The following is a 19,937-nucleotide window of genomic DNA, read 5'->3' as shown; positions in this document are numbered from 1 at the left end:
TCATGCACTTCTTGAATCTGTTTTTCTTTAATATTTATCCTTACCTTGCCGGTACGGTATTCCTGGTCGGCAGCTGGTTACGTTATGACTACGGGCAGTACAGCTGGCGCGCTGGTTCCAGCCAGATGCTGGATAAAAAAGGGATGCGCCTGGCGTCTAACCTGTTCCACATCGGTATCATCGGTATCTTCTTCGGCCACCTGGTCGGGTTGCTGACGCCGCACTGGATGTATGAGTCATTCTTGCCGATTGCGGTAAAACAGCAGCTGGCGATGGTGGCTGGCGGTATCTGCGGTGCGATGACCCTAATTGGCGGTGGTCTGTTGCTGAAACGTCGTCTGACCAATCCGCGCGTACGCGCTACCAGCAGCACCGGCGATATCCTGATCATGACGTTGCTGGTGATTCAGGCAGCGCTGGGCCTGCTGACCATTGTTTTCTCTGCCCAACATATGGACGGCATTGAAATGATGAAGCTGGTTGGCTGGGCGCAGGCTATTGTCACCTTCCAGTCTGGTGCAGCAGCGCACCTGGAAGGTGTCGCGCTGGTCTACAAAATCCATATGGTGTTGGGCATGACGTTATTCCTGCTCTTCCCATTCTGCCGACTGGTGCACATCTGGAGCGCCCCGGTAGAATATCTTACCCGTCGCTATCAGCTGGTGCGTAACCGTAACTGACAGCGTTTGCCGCAGGCCAGCACGGCCTGCGGCAGTTTTGTTCTTTCAGCGCTTTTCCCTGATTTTCTGTTTTCCCGCCCTGATCAATTATCAATTTTACTCCCGACAGGCTTACGGGCTTTCGCTCAGGTTGTTATCTGTTTTTAACTATGTCCAGACATGAAACCGCCCAATCGGGAGCGTAATTCGGATAGTTTTCCCGCAGAGGCAGCCTTATCATCTCTGGCTCCGGTTTAATTTTAGGAGCCCGCTATGTCTGCCCCCATCAAGCTGATCAAAGAGAAACTGCTGTCGGAAAACTGGTTTGTTCTGCGCAACTACACCTATGACCTTACCACCGGCAGCGGTGAAACGGTGCGGCATAAACGTGAAGTCTACGATCGCGGCAACGGTGCCACTATTCTGCTCTATAACCGTGATAAAAACAGCGTGGTGCTGATTCGACAATTCCGTATGGCGACCTGGGTGAACGGCAACGAAAGCGGCATGCTGATTGAGACCTGCGCCGGTTTGCTGGATGATGACACGCCGGAAGACTGCATTCGCAAAGAGGCGATTGAAGAGACCGGTTACGCCGTCGGCAAAGTTGAAAAACTGTTTGAGGCCTATATGTCACCTGGCGGCGTGACGGAGCTGTTACATTTCTTCGCCGCTGAGTACGATGAATCGCTGCGCGACAATGCCGGAGGAGGGGTGGAAGATGAGTCGATCGAGGTGCTGGAGCTCTCTTTCCCTCAGGCGCTGGCAATGATTAAAAGCGGTGAAATACGGGACGGTAAAACCATTATGCTATTGCAGCATGCACAGCTCAGAGGCTGGCTACACGCCTGACTTTTGACCTGGCTATCGCCTGGATTGTTCTGTTACATGAGCCGCTAAATATGTCTTCTTAATAAGATATTTTTACGCATAGTCCGGCTCATTTATCCTTTCATATCCGTTATCAAGCGTTAAAAATATTATGCTCAGTTTTATCTTAATAAGATTAACTGCGCATAAGTCCGTTATCTTTCCCTGCTAATAATGCTGACTTCATAAAATACAGGTGAGCCTTTGAGATGTAATCCTTTGCTCATGCTCTCATTATTTGCTGTTGCTGCGTAAAGTTGAACTGATGTCGTTACCCTTAGCTGTTCAGACATTCTTGACGTAGTGAGTAAAAAATGCGCTTGTACCACCGGTTTTTCCGGTGAATTTGAACCTTTTATGACATCTTTGTAGAGTGCGAGAAATCTGATTGAGCTAGAGTGAGAGGCAAAGGATGATGAAATATACCGTTACGCTATCACCGCATCCGCTCATGTGCATTACAGGTTCCTTTTTCTGCCGGTTGGGGAAAGCATGGTGAACTGCCGTCGTTGCGCTATCATCAATGAATTAATTTAGGGATTGGGTCATTAGATGCCTTACTGGATGAAATCGCTGTTGCTGCTTTTCTTTTTCAATGCCAGCGTACAGGCGGCACCGTTGCAAAAAACATTTACTGACTGGCAAATCACCTGTAATAACCTTAATTATTGTGTGGCGCGTAATATTCCTGGTGATAATGGCCTGGTGATGACAATCTCGCGCCACGCTGGCGTTAACGATCGTCCGTTGCTGCGCATTGATTATGGCAACCGCTATACCGGAGAGCTAAAAGGGGAGGCGTTAGCGGACAATTTACTTCTCGATCAGCAACGTCTGCGGCCAGATTTCAAGCACTGGACGATAGAGATGCACCACCTCACGACATCACATCCTATCGCTATTGATGAATTCCTGGCGCAGATAATAAATGCCGATAACATCCAGTTTACTGCGCGCCCGCAGGCGATGATTTCCCTGCATGGATTAAAGGCTGCGTTGCTGTTGATGGATGATATCCAGGGGCGTGTTGGCACTCTTAGCGCCTGGATTAAGCGCGGTAACCGCAAAGTCTGGGAAGTGCCGCCGGAGCCTGCGCTGCCGCTGTTGCGTCGTTTCGATCGTTCTCCGGCTCCGTTGACCCGGGAAGAAACAAGCGGACTTATCGATTTTGGTACCTGGCGAGTAAATGCTGATGAGTGTTCGCTGGACCCGATGCGCCGCGAGGTTAGAGTCGCGCCGTTAACGGATTCGCGTGCACTGTTGCTGGTCAGCTGTGAAATGGGCGCGTATAACGTTATCGATCTGGCTTTTGAAGTCACCCGTTCGCAGCCCTGGGTTGCGCGCGGACTGACGCTAACGCTGCCTTTCGTACCGCCGCAGCGTACTGAAAAAAATATGGAAATTATTAATGCCGAGTATGATGCGGCAACCGGGCAACTCTATACTTTTGCTAAAGGGCGTGGGCTTGGCGACTGTGGAAATGCCAGCCGCTGGCAGTTTAACGGTCAGGAGTTCGTGCTGGCGGAATATGCCGAAGAGAGCACCTGTGACGCCTGGCACGGCAGCGATGACTGGCCCACGCTCTGGATCAGCCAGCGCCCGGCATCACCTTAGCAGGCCTTACGCAATGCGCCGGGACTGGCTGAACAGGAGCGGGCAGAATAAAGCCGCGCCGCTCCGGGTTTATCATTTTATTGAATCGCCTGTACCAGCATCGGCGAGCCGGTTTTATTGCCGACCAGCTCTGCCAGCAAGTCATTAACGCCGTCGCTCATGGCGCGAAAGCGCGTTAGGTTGGTGCGGGTAACCACTACAAATACGCCAACGTTATGCTGTGGCACCATTGCCATATAGGTGATAAATCCGCCGCCGCCGCCGGTTTTCTGGATAATGCCCGGATGACCGTCAGCAGGCGCGATATAAACCCAGCCCATCCCCAGCGCCTCCGCTTTGCCGGGCACATCCATTCCCTCAATCTTACTGAGCTGGCTGCGCCGATAGATAAGCGTTTGCAGCCGATCGGTTTGTGGCGTACGCGTATTAACATCGGAATTCAGAAACTGCTGCATCCAGCGTCCCATATCATCAGGCGTTGAATAAACACCGCCGCTACCGATGGCGGCCAGCGTTGATGTACAGGGGCTAGCTCCGCGTTCGGGCACCATCAGCCGTCGACACTGATCCGGTGAAGGGGTAAAAGTCGTATCCTTCATACCCAGTGGGCGAGTGATAAACTGACGAAACAGATCGGGCCAGGGCTTACCTGCTGCGCGCGCCAGCGCATCGGCCAGTAAATCATAGGCAAGGTTAGAGTAGGCGGCATGTATGCCCGGTGGGGTTTTCAGCGGTGCCTGCTGTAACCAACGCCAGCGTTCAGCTTTGGTCGGCCAGACAAAAACCGGACGCCCGGCCTGTCCGCCAGGCTGTTCACGAGGTAATCCGCTGGTATGGGTAGAAAGGTGAATCAGCTGAATAGGTTGACCACCATAGCTGGGAACGCGCATTCCGGGCGGCGCATATTTTGCGAGCGGATCGTCCAGACGGATCTTTCCCTGCTCCGCCATTTTTACCATGATTTCGCTGGTCATCAGCTTGCTAAGCGAAGCAATGCGAATCAGCGAATCTTTTTGTGGACGCGTTTCATTGCCGGGGCGCGTTTCCCCAAAGCTGGCGAAGACACGTTGATTACCATCTATCGCCACCAATGCCATCCCGGTAGCGGCGCTGCCATAAAAAATATGTTCTGCATAACGATCAACAATTTGTGAAGCCAGTAGCGGATCGGGAGACGAAAGAGACTGAGCCTGACTGCGTAGCGGCAGGGTGGCAATGATAGCGGCCAGAAGATAAAAGCGCGTTTTCAACGGGGTAGCATCCAGTTAGGTTAATAACCAGCAATAATAATTGTTTTTCCATAAGAATAAAGATGTAGTTAAGCGCGTTTTTACTATCTGATTATCGTAATAGCACGTTATGCTTAGTTAAAATCCAGAGTGCAATAATTAATTTCTAAACGTTATTTATTGCCAGTTAAGTATGGTCTTGTTTGGTCAGGCTATATTTTGTGGTATTGCAACAATCGCTATAAATATATTCACTGGTTGTTTTATGTTTGGATGAATTACTATACTTCCTGTTGTTGTACTATGTTAGATTTCATCTCGCTAACACATAGTAGCAATAATATTTAAATTTCATATTCAGGAGAAAAAATGAAAGAATTAACTATGGAACAAATCAATGTCGTTTCTGGTGGCAACAGCGAAGGTCTGTTTGATAGCCTGTTTGGCGCGGTTGTTGGCGCTGCAGCTGGTGCTATGGGTGGTGTATGGGCAGCTTATAATATCACCGCTAAAGCACCTATGCTGGCTGGTATCCTCGCACCGGTTCAGGGCGTTATCGGCAGCGTTATTAACGGCCTGTGGGGCGCTGTGTTTGGCCTGATTGGCGGCGCGGCTGTTGGCCTGGATGAATCTATCATGCGTCTTAATGAAGTTTGGGATAACATTAACAACGCTGGTTAATAATTATAATAAATACTATATGCTTACTGATTAATTACCTTGCATAAGGTAACGTGTCATTTTGCCGCTTTTTACTTGTTATATTTTTTTTGAGTGGCGTCAGATTAAAATAATGATAAACAAACTGACATTGATTTTATCTTTAAGTTGTTATTTAGATCGGGGCGAAAAAAGTCGCCCCGATTGTTTATCTTATCCTCCATCCCGATAAGTACAGTTTCGACGTAGCCGTACGATTTCCTGCTATAAAATTCTCTCTGGTACTATCCCGTTCAATGACAAGCCCTTAGAGACGTACCTGCGACTATGGTTCTGTCCCGATTTAAATTCGACGATCTCCTGAATGTCGGCTTACTGCCTTAACTGTGAGCCTCGTTAATTAACACAGCAGTAAAATAAATTAGTTTTCGAAGTGTATCGATAAGGCTCAGATTATTGCATAACGGCCCGTTTTGCTGTTAAGTCATCTTCAATAGCCATTTTATTAAAGCAGGATCGCACGCTTCGCTGAACAAAACAGATCGGTAAATTCATCAATTCCCGGTTGTTAAGAAAATAAGAGTATATCTTATAAATGCATCTGGCTGGCACAGTAAAAAAGGAGGATATTTCATTGAAATATTGCCCAGCGCCAGTCAGGATGCCATCTCAGGGCCGAACCGCCAGGGATCTGTCGGTATCCGTGCGGTGCAATAAAACGTCAGAAGGGCAAAGATTTCTGCGATAATAATAGTATGGCTCAATGTCAACCGGAAAAAACAGCACAAAAAAATTGCTGCATATTCTTCATCTGGGGATTTATCTGAATAAATAGCGTTTTATTTTGATTTATTTATCAGTAAACCATTTTAATAATAAATAATATCCCTGTCTGATTACAGGAAGCGAAAAAAGGGGAGTATAGATAGGTTTGTACCAATAAAAATACGCCCGCAGGCGCATTTTTTTACTTTAAACGTTAAGTCGTTTCCTGAGAAACGGCTTTCGGTTATTTATCGATCAATGCGGTTTTAACAGCGCTTCAGCATGGCTGACAATGTTTTCTACCGTAAAGCCGAATTCAGCAAACAGCTTATCTGCCGGGGCGGATTCACCGAAGGTAGTCATACCAACAATGGCTCCGTTCAGGCCGACATATTTATACCAGTAATCAGCAATACCCGCTTCTACCGCTACGCGTGCAGTAACGGTTGAAGGCAGAACTGATTCACGGTAAGCCGCATCCTGCTTATCAAACAGGTCGGTTGACGGCATAGAAACCACACGCACTTTGTGTCCGGCGCGGGAGAGTTTATCCGCTGCGCCCAGGGTGATCTCCACTTCAGAACCGGTGGCGATCAGGATAACGTCCGGCGTACCGTCGCTGTCACGCAGGATATAACCACCACGGGAGATATCGGCCAGCTGTTGCGGCGTACGTTCAGGTTGCAGCAGATTCTGACGTGACAGGATCAGTGCGGTTGGGCCGTTATGACGCTCAATCGCATGCTTCCACGCGACAGCCGTTTCTACCTGATCGCAGGGACGCCAGGTGCTCATGTTCGGCGTCAGGCGCAGGCTGGCAAGCTGTTCTACCGGCTGGTGCGTCGGGCCATCTTCACCCAGGCCGATGGAGTCATGGGTATAAACCATAATCTGCCGCGCTTTCATCAGCGCCGCCATACGTGCGGCGTTACGCGCATATTCCACAAACATCAGGAAGGTGGCGGTATAAGGCACAAAGCCGCCGTGGTGAGCGATGCCGTTAGCGATAGCAGTCATGCCGAATTCACGTACGCCATAGTGGATATAGTTACCGGCAGCGTCATCCTTAATCGATTTAGAACCGGACCAGATGGTGAGGTTACTTGGTGCCAGGTCAGCCGATCCGCCAAGGAATTCTGGCAGCAATTTACCGTAAGCTTCCAGCGCATTCTGGGAGGCTTTGCGGCTGGCGATTTTGTTGGCGTTGGCCTGGAGCTGCTCGATAAATTTCTGCGTTTCCTGCTGCCAGTTTTCCGGCATGCCGCCGGTCATGCGGCGCGTATATTCCGCTGCCAGCTCCGGCCAGGCGGCTTGATAAGCGGCGAACTTTTCGTTCCACGCTTTCTCGCGCTCGGCGCCCGCCTGCCTGGCATCCCACTGCTGATAGATGTCCTGCGGGATCTCAAACGGCGCGTGGTTCCAGCCCAGCTGTTTACGCGTCAGTGCGATTTCGTCATCGCCCAGCGGCGCGCCGTGCGACTCCTCTTTACCTGCCTTGTTCGGCGAACCAAAGCCGATAATGGTGCGGCAGATAATCAGTGAAGGCTTATCGGTTACGCTCTGCGCTTCTTTAATCGCGGCGGCGATCGCTTCTGCATCGTGACCGTCGATTTCACCGACCACGTGCCAGTTATAGGCTTCAAATCGTTTTGCCGTATCGTCGGTAAACCAGCCTTCGGTTTCGCCGTCGATGGAGATGCCGTTGTGATCGTAGAAGCCAATCAGTTTACCGAGGCCCAGCGTACCCGCCAGCGAACAAACCTCATGAGAAATACCTTCCATCAGACAGCCGTCGCCCATAAAAACCCAGGTGTTATGGTCGATGATGTTGTGGTCAGGGCGGTTAAACTGCGCGCCCAGCGTGCGTTCGGCGATGGCCAGGCCAACAGCGTTCGCCAGCCCCTGGCCCAGCGGGCCGGTAGTGGTTTCCACCCCAGGGGTATAGCCTATTTCCGGGTGGCCAGGCGTTTTTGAGTGCAGCTGACGGAAGTTTTTCAGCTCTTCAATCGGCAGATCGTAGCCGGTCAGGTGCAACAGGCTGTAAAGCAGCATCGAGCCGTGGCCGTTAGAGAGAATAAACCGGTCGCGGTCAGCCCAGGTCGGGTTGGTCGGGTTATGTTTCAAAAAATCACGCCATAGCACTTCGGCAATATCTGCCATGCCCATTGGCGCGCCCGGATGGCCCGATTTTGCTTTTTGCACCGCGTCCATGCTCAGCGCACGAATCGCATTCGCCAGTTCTCTACGTGAGGACATGTTTTTCTCCCTTGAAGGAAATAAAGAGGGGGATGAAAACGGGGCGAAAATTCGCCCCTGAATTAACGTTGTTAGTCGCCGTTACAGCCGGGCGGCCAGCGTCTCTTCCAGTTTTATCTGGTCAGCAGCAAACTGGCGGATACCTTCAGCCAGTTTCTCTACCGCCATCGGGTCCTGGTTATGTTCCCAACGGAATTCCGCTTCAGAGAGCGGAGCCGGTTCGTGGAAGCCTTCCGTAGACGGCGTCAGTTTACGTTCAACCGGTGCATCGCTGGATTGCAGCTCCTGAAGCAGGTTAGGGGAGATAGTCAGGCGATCGCAGCCCGCCAGCGCCAGAATCTGCTCGGTTTTACGGAAGCTCGCGCCCATAATGATGGTTTTGTAACGGTGTGACTTGTAGTAGTCATAGATATTACGTACAGACTTCACGCCCGGATCTTCATCAACGATATAGGGATCGAGCGGTTTGCGGCTGTTGTACCAGTCGTAAATGCGGCCCACAAACGGAGAGATCAGGAAAACGCCCGCTTCGGCACAGGCACGCGCCTGGGCGAAGGAAAACAGCAGCGTCAGGTTACAGTTGATGCCGTTTTTCTCCAGCTCCTCTGCCGCGCGGATGCCTTCCCAGGTAGAGGCGAGTTTAATCAGAATTCGTGAACGATCGATGCCGTTGTCTTCATACATCCGCACCAGTTTTTCCGCTTTGGTGACGCACATGCCACGATCGAAGGAGAGGCGCGCATCCACTTCGGTCGAAACACGGCCCGGCACGCTCTTCAGGATTTCCATGCCGAGGTTAACCGCCACTTTATCGCTGGCGTTGATAATCTGCGTTTCTTTGCTGCCGCCCTGTTTTTTCGCGTAGTCGATCGCGTCGTCAATCAAATGCTTATAGGATTCAAGACCAGCGGCTTTCAGGATCAGAGACGGGTTAGTGGTGGCATCTTCAGGATGGTAGTTACGAATAGACTCAATATCACCGCTGTCCGCCACGACGGTAGTAAACTGTTTCAGTGCGTCTAGCTGATTCATCTCTTATCTCCTTGGTACCCAAAGGGTAATACGAAAGTAAACGTGATTCCCGACGGCTGTCCGGGGAACGCTGTCCTTTGTTACAGGCGATCCACATTGCACCAGCTGCCTGACAGGGGGAATGCGTTTTCTCTGATTGTTGCAATGGGCTCATTCAATAGCGGTACGCCCGCCGACACGCTGCGATCTGACGAACCTGAACGCTATGCAGATGCCGCGACGTCTTCAGGCAGGATGCCACGTGAATAGCACATTGACTTGATGACCAGTGCCTCTTGCGCCAGCGCGAGCACTTTCCCGCTGGCAGAAAAATGACCGCCATAACGCCCCTCCGCCAGGGGCGGATTGCGTCACAATTGGACCATTAAGAAGCATAGCAGATGTGAAAAATAGCGTGTCTGACGCCCAGGTAATGTGCAATTCATTATAACGGGTTGGACAATTCTTCGGTCCGCTTCAAGTTTTTCTGCGGTAACGCGCTTTTATACTGCGAGGGTGAAGCTTTAACCCACGTTATCAATCGAAGGAACCGCTGATGGACGATCAACTGAAGCAGAGCGCGTTAGATTTTCACCAGTTCCCCCAGCCAGGAAAAATTCAGGTCTCTCCCACCAAGCCGTTAGCAACGCAGCGCGATCTGGCGCTGGCCTATTCGCCGGGCGTGGCGGCACCCTGTCTGGAGATTGCCGAAGATCCGCTTGCCGCGCATAAATATACCGCGCGCGGCAATCTGGTCGCGGTGATTTCCAACGGGACAGCGGTATTAGGGCTGGGAAATATCGGCGCGCTGGCCGGGAAACCGGTGATGGAAGGTAAAGGTGTACTGTTCAAAAAGTTCGCCGGAATTGATGTGTTCGATATTGAAATTGATGAGCTGGATCCGGATCGGTTGATTAACGTTATTGCCGCGCTGGAGCCGACCTTCGGCGGCATTAATCTGGAGGATATTAAGGCACCGGAATGTTTCTATATTGAAAAAGCGCTGCGCGAGCGCATGAAAATCCCGGTGTTCCATGACGATCAGCACGGCACCGCGATTATCTGTACGGCGGCGGTACTCAACGGGCTGCGCATCGTAAAGAAAAACATTTCCGACGTGCGGCTGGTGGTTTCCGGCGCGGGCGCATCCGCTATCGCCTGTATGAACCTCCTGGTCGAACTGGGGATGGAGCGCCGTAATATTATCGTCTGTGATTCAAAAGGGGTAATTTACCAGGGGCGCGAGGCGCAGATGGTGGAAACTAAAGCCGCCTATGCCATTGAGGATAACGGTATGCGTCGGCTGGAGGAGGCGATCGTCGATGCGGATATTTTCCTCGGCTGCTCCGGGCCGCAGGTGCTGACGCAGGAGATGGTAAAGCGTATGGCACCGGACCCGCTGATCCTCGCGCTGGCAAATCCTGAACCAGAAATTCTGCCGCCGCTGGCAAAAGCGGTGCGCCCCGATGCGATTATCTGCACCGGACGTTCGGACTATCCCAACCAGGTTAATAATGTACTCTGCTTCCCGTTCATTTTTCGCGGCGCGCTGGATGTGGGCGCGACGGCGATTAACGAGCAGATGAAGCTGGCGGCGGTACATGCCATCGCCGAGCTGGCGCTGGCGGAGCAGAGTGACGTTGTGGCATCGGCCTATGGCGAAGAAGAGCTGTCGTTCGGGCGCGACTACTTAATACCCAAGCCTTTCGATCCGCGCCTGATCGTGAAAATTGCGCCAGCGGTAGCGAAAGCGGCAATGGAATCGGGTGTGGCAACCCGGCCAATCAAGGATTTTGACGCCTACCGCGAGAAGCTGACCGAATTTGTTTATAAAACTAATCTCTTTATGAAGCCCGTTTTTGCTCAGGCGCGTAAAGATCCACAGCGGGTAGTGCTGGCAGAAGGGGAAGAGGCGCGGGTACTGCATGCCACGCAGGAGCTGGTGTCGCTGGGCCTGGCGAAGCCAATCTTGATCGGGCGCCCTAATGTGATCGCCATGCGCTTACAGAAGCTGGGGCTGAAAATCGAAGCCGGGAAAGATTTCGAGGTGGTAAATAACGAATCCGATCCACGCTTTAAAGCCTACTGGAATGAGTATTACCAGATGATGAAGCGGCGCGGTGTATCGCCGGAGCAGGCGCAGCGCACGGTGATCGGTAACCCGACGCTGATCGCCGCCATTATGTTACATCGCGCAGAGGCGGATGCGATGATTTGCGGCACGATAGGCAATTATCAGGAGCACTACGATATCATTGAGCAGGTGCTCGGCTTCCGTCAGGGAATCAACGTGGCGGGCGCGATGAATGCATTGATGCTGCCGAGCGGCAACACCTTTATCGCCGATACCTATGTCAATGAAGATCCCACGCCGGAGCAGCTGGCGGAGCTGACGCTGATGGCGGCGGAAACGGTACGGCGCTTTGGTATCGAGCCAAAAGTGGCGCTGCTCTCTCATTCCAGTTTCGGTTCTTCCGATGCGCCGGCGGCGCGCAAAATGCGTGAAACCCTGGCGCGGGTACAGGCGTTGGATCCGACGCTGGAAATCGACGGCGAAATGCATGGCGATGCCGCGCTGGATGAAAGTGTGCGCCGGGATCTGATGCCCGACAGCCCGCTAAAAGGCTCCGCAAATGTGCTGATTATGCCGAACGTGGAGGCGGCGCGAATCAGTTATAACCTGCTGCGTGTCTCCAGCTCAGAAGGGGTAACCGTGGGGCCGGTACTGATGGGCATCGCCAAACCGGCACATGTGCTGACGCCGATCTCATCGGTACGCCGCATCGTTAATATGGTGGCGCTGGCGGTAGTGGAGGCGCAAACCCAGCCGCTGTAGCTCTGACGTTCAGGCGGTGGGCCTGCGCGGTAACCGTGAATAAAGCCAGCCGCCGTTACTCCCGCGTCGTGCAGGGGGCGGAAGTAACAGCGTGAGATCTACAGTATTTGCTCTTGTCAGGTATTATTTGCCAGCCAGTCTTTAACCGGCAGGAAATCGCGGTAGAGCGCGGCCTCCGGTGAATCCGGCTGTGGCTGATAATCATATTCCCAGCGCACCAGCGGCGGCATCGACATCAGGATAGATTCGGTACGTCCACCGGTTTGCAGGCCAAACAGCGTGCCGCGATCCCAGACCAGATTAAATTCTACATAGCGCCCGCGACGATAGAGCTGGAACTGACGTTCGCGCTCGCCCCACGGCGTACCTTTACGGCGTGCAACAATCGGCAGGTAGCCGTCGAGGAAGCCTTCGCCAACCGCGCGGGTAAAGGCGAAGCATGTGGCGAAATCGGGGGCATTCAAATCGTCGAAAAACAGGCCGCCGATGCCGCGCTGTTCGTTGCGGTGCTTCAGAAAGAAGTAATCATCGCACCATTTCTTGTAGCGAGGATAGCGATCGGCACCAAACGGCTGGCAGAGATCGAAAGCGGTCTGATGCCAGTGCACCGCATCCTCCTCAAAGCCGTAATAGGGCGTGAGATCGAAACCGCCGCCGAACCACCAGACCGGATCGGCGTCCGGCTTTTCAGCAATAAAAAATCGTACGTTGGCGTGGCTGGTCGGGATATAGGGATTTTCCGGATGAATCACCAGTGAAACGCCCATCGCTTCAAAGCTGCGCCCCGCCAGTTCAGGCCGGTGTGCGGTAGCGGAAGCCGGCATCTGGTCACCGTGGACGTGGGAAAAGTTTACCCCGGCCTGCTCAAAGACTGCGCCCTGACGCAACACCCGGCTACGACCGCCACCGCCGCCGGGTCGTGTCCAGCTATCTTCCTGAAACTGCCCGACGCCATCCGCCAGCGTCAGTTGCTGACATATCTTGTCCTGTAACGTCAGCAGGAAGGCTTTTACCTGCTCAATATTGGGAGCACTCATATTCACTTCACTGTTGTAGAAAAAAGGACCGTCGTTTGGCCCTTTGGTTGCAGGTCAAAGATTATACCTAACCCGGACGCTGATTGCGGCGGTCAAATTCAGCAAATTACGTTTTAGCGGTGGCCGTACCTGCAGGCTGATATGTTCGCTGTTTGCCAGTGCCTGTAAAGTAAAAAAAGCGTTATAACTTAACGGCAGACGAGGTGGCGACGGGCGAGCCGTTTCAGGCTTTTGCTATTTATTTCAGCTAAATAAATAGCAAGCATCAATTTTTTTCCCGACAGGCGCGCTGCGAGGGTTGCGCCGCCGAAAGAATGCGTGATAATCAATGAATTGTGAGTAACCTCTGAGAAAATTTCATGGAAATCCGCGCATTCCGCCAGGAAGACTTTGAAGAAGTCATTACGCTTTGGGAACGGTGCGATCTGCTACGGCCGTGGAACGATCCGGAAATGGATATCGAGCGTAAGCTAAATCACGATCCCGATCTGTTTCTGGTTGCGGTCGTTGGTGGCGAAATTGTTGGTACCCTGATGGGCGGTTACGATGGCCATCGTGGTTCGGTTTACTATCTGGGCGTTCATCCCGACTACCGCGGGCGCGGCTTTGCCAACGCACTGCTGAATCGTCTGGAGAAAAAACTGATCGCGCGCGGCTGCCCGAAAATCAACCTGATCGTACGCGAAGAGAACGATGCGGTTATCGGTTTTTACGAGAAGCTGGATTACGATATGCAGGATGTGGTCTGCCTTGGCAAACGTATAATTGAAGATCGTGAATATTAATCTTGTCCGGTCGCGGCAGCGCGGCTAACCCTTTCTTTATGTTACCTTTCTCTCCGGATGATTATGACGGTAAAGGCCAGCTGCGTTTGCCGCTGGCCTTTTGGGCGATTCTGCTATTGCAGGCGCGCACCTGGGTGCTGTTTGTGATGGCTGGCGCATCGCGTCAACAGGGTAATGCGCTGCTGTCGCTCTTCTATCCCGATAGCGGCGCTTTCTGGCTGGGGCTGGGGCTCGGCGTACCGGCGGCGCTTGGGCTATTGCTGACCGGCTATCGTCAGCGGCTGCCGCGACTTTGGCAAAGCTGGCGCTGGGTATTGTGCGCCAGCCTGCTGCTGAGCGTGGCGCTGATGGTTTGGCAAAGCTGGCAGGAAGGCGATCTTGCTACGCCAGCGCTGTGGCTGCCCGCCTGCTTTGACCTGCTGGCGCTCTGCTGGCTGCTGCTCAGCCAGCGGCTGAAAGCCTGCTTTGATGCGGATTTGAACCGTCCAGAATAAAACTTTTTGCGCTTATGCGACTCCAACCTGACTGGCGAAAGTCGCATTACCATCTCAGGAGTTGAAATGAAATCAGTACGATCGGCATTGATTGTCGCTACCTTATTACTGGTAAGCTGCGCCAGTAGCGGCTCACACCATAGCGAAGCCAGCTGGTGGAATCCGCTTGACTGGTCTTGGTCTACCCTGTGGCCGGGCAACTGGTTTGGCGCTTCGTTAACGGTTACCGAGCAGGGCGTTGGCGCGGTTAACGGCGAAACGCCGTTGCAGGAAAGCGCTATCAGCGAAGCGCTGAACGGCGATTATCGGTTGCGGCAGGGGATGCGCAGCGAGCAGGGCAGCATCGTCAGCTTCTGGCAGGCACTGAAAGATGATGAAGTCAGGCTGATCCTGAGCGGTAAAGAGAGTGTCAGCCGCATTGAGATTAGCGATCCGGATATTGCCAGCGCCGACGGCACGCGTATCGGCGATGCGTTCAGCAAACGCTATCAAAAAGCCTTTGGGCACTGTCAGCCCGTAGTGAATGAAGCTTCAGTGCTGTGTCAGGCACCCGACAGCCAACACATCAGCTATCTCTATCAGGGGAAATGGGCCGGTCCGCAGGGGTTGATTCCGCCGGATGACGTATTACAGAGCTGGCGCGTCAGTAAAATTATCTGGCAGCGTTAAGCGTTAATCGCGGCGGCTGCCTCACTTTTTGCCGCCGCTTTCCGGTATGATATGGCCCTGTTTTTTCATTTCCGGAGTAACGCCTAATGTCTCAGCATCAGAGCGGCATCCTGACCGAACACAGCCGCTTTGCCATCTGGCTGGAAGCCACCGTCCACGGCGATCTGCAACAGGTGCGCCAGGGCGTCAACGATTTTTATCAACAGTTAACCGCACTGCAACAGCGCTATGCCGATGCTGAACTGGGCGCGGTGATTGCCTTCGGCAACGCGCTGTGGCGTGACCTGGCACCGAAAGGAAGCGCGCCGGAACTGAAGGATTTTCAGCCGCTGGGAAAAAATATGGCACCCGCTACCCAGCGCGATCTGTTGATTCATATTCAATCTCAGCGTCATGACGTCAACTTCTCATTGGCACAGGCGGCGCTGGCTGCTTTTGGTGCGGCGCTGCATATTGAAGAAGAGACGCACGGGTTCCGCTGGACGGAAGATCGCGATCTTTCCGGCTTTGTGGACGGCACAGAAAATCCGCAGGGCGAAAAACGTCAGCAGGTGGCAATTATCGCTAATGGCGTGGATGCAGGCGGCAGCTATATCTTCACCCAGCGCTGGGAGCATAATCTGTCGCAGCTGAACCGCCTGCCGGTGGCGAAGCAGGAGCAGATGATCGGGCGTACCAAGCTAAGCAATGAGGAGCTGGAGGGCGATGCGCGTCCTGATACCTCGCATCTCAGCCGGGTCGATCTGAAAGAGAACGGACAGGGGCTGAAAATCCTGCGTCAGAGCCTGCCTTACGGCACCGCCAGCGGTACCAATGGGCTCTACTTTATCGCTTACTGTGCCACGCTGTATAATATTGAACAGCAGTTGCTGAGCATGTTTGGTGAACGCGATGGTAAATATGATGCCATGTTGCGCTTTACCAAACCGGTTAGCGGCGCATGGTGGTTTGCCCCTTCCATTGAGACGCTGTTAGCGCTGTAAATATCCAGGCGACGTCGTTTCAGGCGTCGCTTTTCCCGTCTGCCTGAGGCCACTTTTTTCTGCCGCTTCTTTTGCTGGTTTGCTGCTAACCTTTCCCGCCTACTTATGCTTTTTTCGACTTTAAAATCAGCAAACGATATATAAAACCGTTACAGCTTTGCGCTGAGTTATAAATACACTGAGCATACGGTGCATGAGCCGGAATATGACTCAGGGTGTGAAATGACATTTTCCGTAACGAAAAGGTTTCTCAGTGGTACAGCGCTCTGCTTGCTGTTAACCGCCAGCGCGCAGGCGACCGAGCTGCTTAACAGCTCCTATGACGTATCGCGTGAACTCTTTACCGCGCTGAATGCCCCTTTCATTAAACAGTGGGATGAAACGCATCCTGGCGACAAGCTCACTCTGCGTCAGTCTCATGCCGGTTCGTCAAAGCAGGCGTTAGCGATTCTTCAGGGTTTGAAGGCTGATGTGGTGACCTACAACCAGGTTACCGATGTCCAGATTCTGCACGATCGCGGCAGGCTGCTGCCTGCTGATTGGCAAACGCGCCTGCCAAACAACAGTTCGCCTTTCTACTCCACTATGGCTTTCCTGGTGCGCAAAGGTAATCCGAAACAGATCCACAGCTGGAACGATCTGGTGCGCAGCGATGTAAAACTGATATTCCCGAATCCTAAAACCTCTGGTAACGGGCGTTATACCTGGCTGGCGGCATGGGGCGCGGCGGAGCTGGCGAATCACGGCGATCGTGCCAAAACCGAACAGTTTATGCAGCGGTTTGTGAAGAACGTTGAGGTTTTCGATACCGGCGGGCGCGGCGCGACCACTACCTTTGTTGAGCGTGGGTTAGGTGACGTGCTGATCAGCTTCGAATCGGAAGTAAATAACATCCGCCAGCAGTACGCCAGCCAGGGTTATGAAGTGGTGGTGCCCGATGTGGATATTCTGGCTGAGTTCCCGGTGGCGTGGCTGGATAAAAACGTACAGCAAAATCATAGCGAAGAGGCGGCGAAAGCCTATCTCAACTATCTCTACACGCCGACGGCGCAAAAAATTATGACGCAATTTTATTATCGGGTAAGCAACCCGCAGCTGATGGCGCAGGCGACATTCCCGCAAACTGAACTGTTTCGTGTTGAAGATCGCTTTGGCAGTTGGGAGCAGGTGATGAAAATCCACTTCGCCAGCGGCGGTGAGCTGGATAAGCTGTTAGCGGCGGGGCGTGGCTAATGTTTGCTGCAAGTAGTAAGCGCGTACTTCCAGGATTCGGCATCAGCCTTGGCAGCAGCCTGTTTTTTACCTGTCTGATTCTGCTGCTGCCGCTGAGCGCCCTGTTAATGCAGCTGGCGCAGATGTCGCTGGCGCAGTATTGGGAAGTGATTACTAACCCACAGGTGGTGGCCGCCTATAAGGTCACGCTGCTTGCGGCAGGTGTCGCTTCCGTTTTCAACGCCGTATTCGGCATGTTGATGGCCTGGATTCTGACGCGCTATCGCTTTCCAGGACGCAGCCTGCTCGACGGACTGATGGATTTACCTTTCGCGCTGCCGACGGCGGTAGCCGGTTTGACGCTGGCGGGCCTGTTTTCGGTTAACGGCTGGTACGGTCAGTGGCTGGCGCAGTTTGATATCAAAGTTTCCTATACCTGGCTCGGCATTGCGGTGGCGATGGCTTTTACCAGTATTCCCTTTGTGGTGCGTACCGTTCAGCCGGTGCTGGAGGAGCTGGGACCAGAATATGAAGAGGCGGCGCAAACCCTGGGTGCTACGCCATGGCAGAGTTTTCGTCGCGTAGTGCTGCCGGAAGTCGCACCTGCGCTGCTGGCGGGAACGGCGCTTTCGTTTACCCGTAGCCTGGGTGAGTTTGGCGCGGTTATTTTTATCGCCGGTAATATTGCCTGGAAGACGGAGGTCACCTCGCTGATGATTTTTATCCGTTTGCAGGAATTTGATTACCCAGCCGCCAGCGCTATCGCGTCAGTCATACTTGCCGCCTCGCTGCTGCTGCTGTTTGGTATTAACACCTTACAAAGCCGCTTCGGGCGTCGTCTGGGAGGTCACTGATGGCCGATGTCACTCAGTTGAACGGCGTGGAACGCCAGCCTGTTAACTGGAGTAAGTGGTTACTGATCGCTGTCGGCGCGCTGGTTTCATTTCTGCTGCTGGTGGTGCCGCTGATCGCCATCTTTACCGAGGCGCTGGCGCAGGGCGTTGGCTCGGCGCTGACCAACCTCGCCGATGCCGATATGCTGCATGCCATCTGGCTAACGGTGCTGGTGGCGCTGATTACCGTCCCGGTTAATCTGGTGTTCGGTACGTTGCTCGCCTGGCTGGTAACGCGTTTTACCTTTCCGGGGCGTCAGCTGCTGCTGACGCTGTTCGATATTCCTTTTGCGGTATCGCCAGTGGTTGCCGGACTGATCTATTTGCTGTTCTGGGGCGTTAATGGACCGGTGGGCGGCTGGCTGGATGCGCACAGTATTCAGCTGATGTTCTCCTGGCCCGGTATCGTGATGGCAACCATCTTCGTTACCTGTCCGTTCGTGGTACGCGAACTGGTGCCGGTGATGCTCAGCCAAGGCAGCCATGAGGATGAGGCAGCGGTGCTGCTGGGTGCCTCCGGCTGGCAGATGTTCCGCCGCGTAACGCTGCCGAACATTCGTTGGGCGCTGCTGTACGGCGTGGTGCTGACCAATGCACGCGCCATCGGTGAGTTTGGTGCGGTCTCGGTAGTATCGGGATCGATTCGCGGCGAAACCTATACGTTGCCGCTACAGGTTGAATTACTGCATCAGGATTACAACAGCGTCGGGGCCTTTACCGCCGCCGCGCTGCTGACCCTGATGGCGATAGTGACGCTATTTCTGAAAAGCGCGCTGCAATGGCGGTTAGAGAACCAACAGAAGCGCTTACAGCAGGAGGGAAATCATGAGCATTGAGATTAACCAGATCAACAAATCCTTTGGCCGGACGCGTGTGCTTAACGACATCTCGCTGGATATTCCTTCTGGTCAGATGGTAGCGCTGCTTGGTCCATCCGGCTCCGGTAAAACCACGCTGCTGCGTATTATTGCCGGGCTGGAACATCAGAACAGCGGGCATATCCGCTTTCATGGTAAAGATGTTAGCCGTCTGCACGCGCGCGATCGCCAGGTGGGTTTTGTCTTCCAGCATTACGCGCTGTTTCGCCATATGACGGTATTTGACAATATCGCTTTCGGCCTGACGGTATTGCCGCGTCGTGAACGTCCAACGGCGCAGGCGATTAAACAAAAGGTAACGCAGCTGCTGGAGATGGTGCAGCTGGGGCATCTGGCTAATCGCTACCCGGCCCAGCTTTCCGGTGGACAAAAACAGCGCGTGGCGCTGGCGCGAGCATTAGCCGTCGAGCCGCAGATTCTGTTGCTGGATGAGCCGTTTGGCGCACTGGATGCGCAGGTGCGCAAAGAGCTGCGTCGCTGGCTGCGTCAGCTACACGAAGAACTGAAGTTTACCAGCGTGTTCGTTACTCACGATCAGGAAGAGGCGATGGAGGTTGCCGATCGGGTAGTGGTAATGAGTCAGGGCAATATCGAACAGGTGGGTACGCCGGACGATGTCTGGCGCGAACCCGCCAGCCGTTTCGTGCTGGAGTTCCTCGGTGAGGTTAATCGCTTCGATGCCAGCGTTCATGGTTCGCAATTCCACGTTGGTGCTCATCACTGGCCGCTGGGCTTTACGCCAGCGCAGCAGGGCGCGGTTGAACTCTTTTTACGCCCCTGGGAGATCGACGTTAACCGTCACAGTAGTCTGGAGACGCCGTTGCCGGTGCAGGTGCTGGAAGTCAGTCCGCGCGGACACTTCTGGCAGCTGCTGGTTCAGCCCGCAGGCTGGCAGGCTGAGCCGTTCAGCCTGGTGTTTGATGGTGAACATATCGCGCCGCTGCGCGGGGAACGCCTCTATGTAGGTCTGCAACAGGCGCGCCTCTATCAGGGCAATACTCCACTGCGTACGGTTGCCTTTGCCGAAAGCGCCTGATATTTTCTCACTTCTTTACTATGGCGGGCTATTCCTGCCCGCCATATCTT

Annotated in this window: 17 protein-coding genes; 13 read left to right on the top strand and 4 right to left on the bottom strand. The window is 53.5% G+C overall.

What is annotated here, in order from left to right:
* Positions 1–2 precede the first annotated feature (2 nt).
* From narI to C7M51_RS11420, 3 genes are all read left to right on the top strand, one after another.
* Positions 3–680 carry a respiratory nitrate reductase subunit gamma gene (gene narI, locus C7M51_RS11430; RefSeq protein ID WP_160621904.1) on the top strand — a complete coding sequence of 226 codons (678 nt, stop codon included), beginning with the start codon at positions 3–5 and terminating at the stop codon, positions 678–680.
* A gap of 252 nt (positions 681–932) precedes the next feature.
* Positions 933–1,511 carry a GDP-mannose pyrophosphatase NudK gene (gene nudK, locus C7M51_RS11425; protein WP_160621903.1) on the top strand — a complete coding sequence of 193 codons (579 nt, stop codon included), beginning with the start codon at positions 933–935 and terminating at the stop codon, positions 1,509–1,511.
* Positions 1,512–2,081: 570 nt separating this feature from the next.
* A complete protein-coding gene (locus C7M51_RS11420) occupies positions 2,082–3,143 on the top strand; it encodes a DUF1176 domain-containing protein (protein WP_160621902.1) in 1,062 nt (353 codons plus the stop codon).
* Between the two features lie 77 nt (positions 3,144–3,220).
* Here C7M51_RS11420 and ampH read toward each other — a convergent pair whose 3' ends face one another.
* Positions 3,221–4,393, bottom strand: coding sequence for a D-alanyl-D-alanine-carboxypeptidase/endopeptidase AmpH (gene ampH / locus C7M51_RS11415; protein ID WP_160621901.1), 1,173 nt, complete (start codon positions 4,391–4,393; stop codon positions 3,221–3,223).
* A gap of 348 nt (positions 4,394–4,741) precedes the next feature.
* Here ampH and C7M51_RS11410 point away from each other — a divergent pair, with 348 nt between their 5' ends.
* The gene (locus C7M51_RS11410) at positions 4,742–5,053 is read left to right on the top strand and encodes a hypothetical protein (protein ID WP_160621900.1); all 312 of its coding nucleotides are present in this window, start codon (positions 4,742–4,744) and stop codon (positions 5,051–5,053) included.
* Between the two features lie 999 nt (positions 5,054–6,052).
* Here the strand turns inward: C7M51_RS11410 and tkt are convergent.
* A complete protein-coding gene (tkt, locus tag C7M51_RS11405) occupies positions 6,053–8,053 on the bottom strand; it encodes a transketolase (RefSeq protein WP_160621899.1) in 2,001 nt (666 codons plus the stop codon).
* Positions 8,054–8,134: 81 nt separating this feature from the next.
* Complete coding sequence (gene tal, locus C7M51_RS11400) at positions 8,135–9,085, bottom strand: transaldolase (protein WP_160621898.1); 951 nt, start codon at positions 9,083–9,085, stop codon at positions 8,135–8,137.
* Positions 9,086–9,620: 535 nt separating this feature from the next.
* Here tal and maeB point away from each other — a divergent pair.
* Positions 9,621–11,900: an NADP-dependent oxaloacetate-decarboxylating malate dehydrogenase gene (gene maeB, locus C7M51_RS11395; protein WP_160621897.1), complete on the top strand. Its 2,280-nt coding sequence runs from the start codon at positions 9,621–9,623 to the stop codon at positions 11,898–11,900.
* Between the two features lie 116 nt (positions 11,901–12,016).
* Here the strand turns inward: maeB and hemF are convergent, their stop codons facing one another.
* Positions 12,017–12,937, bottom strand: coding sequence for an oxygen-dependent coproporphyrinogen oxidase (gene hemF, locus C7M51_RS11390; protein ID WP_160621896.1), 921 nt, complete (start codon positions 12,935–12,937; stop codon positions 12,017–12,019).
* Between the two features lie 359 nt (positions 12,938–13,296).
* Between hemF and C7M51_RS11385 the strand changes: the two genes are divergently transcribed.
* The 8 genes from C7M51_RS11385 to cysA all read left to right on the top strand — a co-directional run bounded on the left by C7M51_RS11385 (position 13,297) and on the right by cysA (position 19,887).
* Entirely contained in the window at positions 13,297–13,722 is a 426-nt protein-coding gene (locus tag C7M51_RS11385) for a GNAT family acetyltransferase (protein ID WP_141175958.1), read from the top strand.
* A 38-nt stretch (positions 13,723–13,760) separates the two neighbouring features.
* Positions 13,761–14,216, top strand: coding sequence for a DUF2919 domain-containing protein (locus tag C7M51_RS11380; RefSeq protein WP_160621895.1), 456 nt, complete (start codon positions 13,761–13,763; stop codon positions 14,214–14,216).
* A gap of 66 nt (positions 14,217–14,282) precedes the next feature.
* Positions 14,283–14,885 (top strand): RpoE-regulated lipoprotein, encoded by a 603-nt coding sequence (locus C7M51_RS11375; RefSeq protein ID WP_160621894.1) that lies wholly within the window; start codon positions 14,283–14,285, stop codon positions 14,883–14,885.
* Between the two features lie 86 nt (positions 14,886–14,971).
* Complete coding sequence (locus C7M51_RS11370) at positions 14,972–15,868, top strand: Dyp-type peroxidase (protein ID WP_160621893.1); 897 nt, start codon at positions 14,972–14,974, stop codon at positions 15,866–15,868.
* A gap of 222 nt (positions 15,869–16,090) precedes the next feature.
* Complete coding sequence (locus C7M51_RS11365; protein ID WP_160621892.1) at positions 16,091–17,101, top strand: sulfate ABC transporter substrate-binding protein; 1,011 nt, start codon at positions 16,091–16,093, stop codon at positions 17,099–17,101.
* Positions 17,101–17,934 (top strand): sulfate/thiosulfate ABC transporter permease CysT, encoded by an 834-nt coding sequence (cysT, locus tag C7M51_RS11360; RefSeq protein ID WP_160621891.1) that lies wholly within the window; start codon positions 17,101–17,103, stop codon positions 17,932–17,934. Before C7M51_RS11365 ends, cysT begins: the two co-directional genes overlap by 1 nt.
* Positions 17,934–18,809: a sulfate/thiosulfate ABC transporter permease CysW gene (cysW, locus tag C7M51_RS11355; RefSeq protein WP_160621890.1), complete on the top strand. Its 876-nt coding sequence runs from the start codon at positions 17,934–17,936 to the stop codon at positions 18,807–18,809. The genes cysT and cysW overlap by 1 nt, the downstream gene beginning before the upstream one ends.
* Complete coding sequence (gene cysA / locus C7M51_RS11350; protein ID WP_160621889.1) at positions 18,799–19,887, top strand: sulfate/thiosulfate ABC transporter ATP-binding protein CysA; 1,089 nt, start codon at positions 18,799–18,801, stop codon at positions 19,885–19,887. Before cysW ends, cysA begins: the two co-directional genes overlap by 11 nt.
* Positions 19,888–19,937: the final 50 nt, after the last annotated feature.

The organism is Mixta intestinalis (genome assembly GCF_009914055.1).
Lineage (GTDB): Bacteria > Pseudomonadota > Gammaproteobacteria > Enterobacterales > Enterobacteriaceae > Mixta > Mixta intestinalis.
The sequence above is the reverse complement of the archived record's forward strand: the minus strand, read 5'-3'. Positions and strand labels throughout refer to the sequence as shown.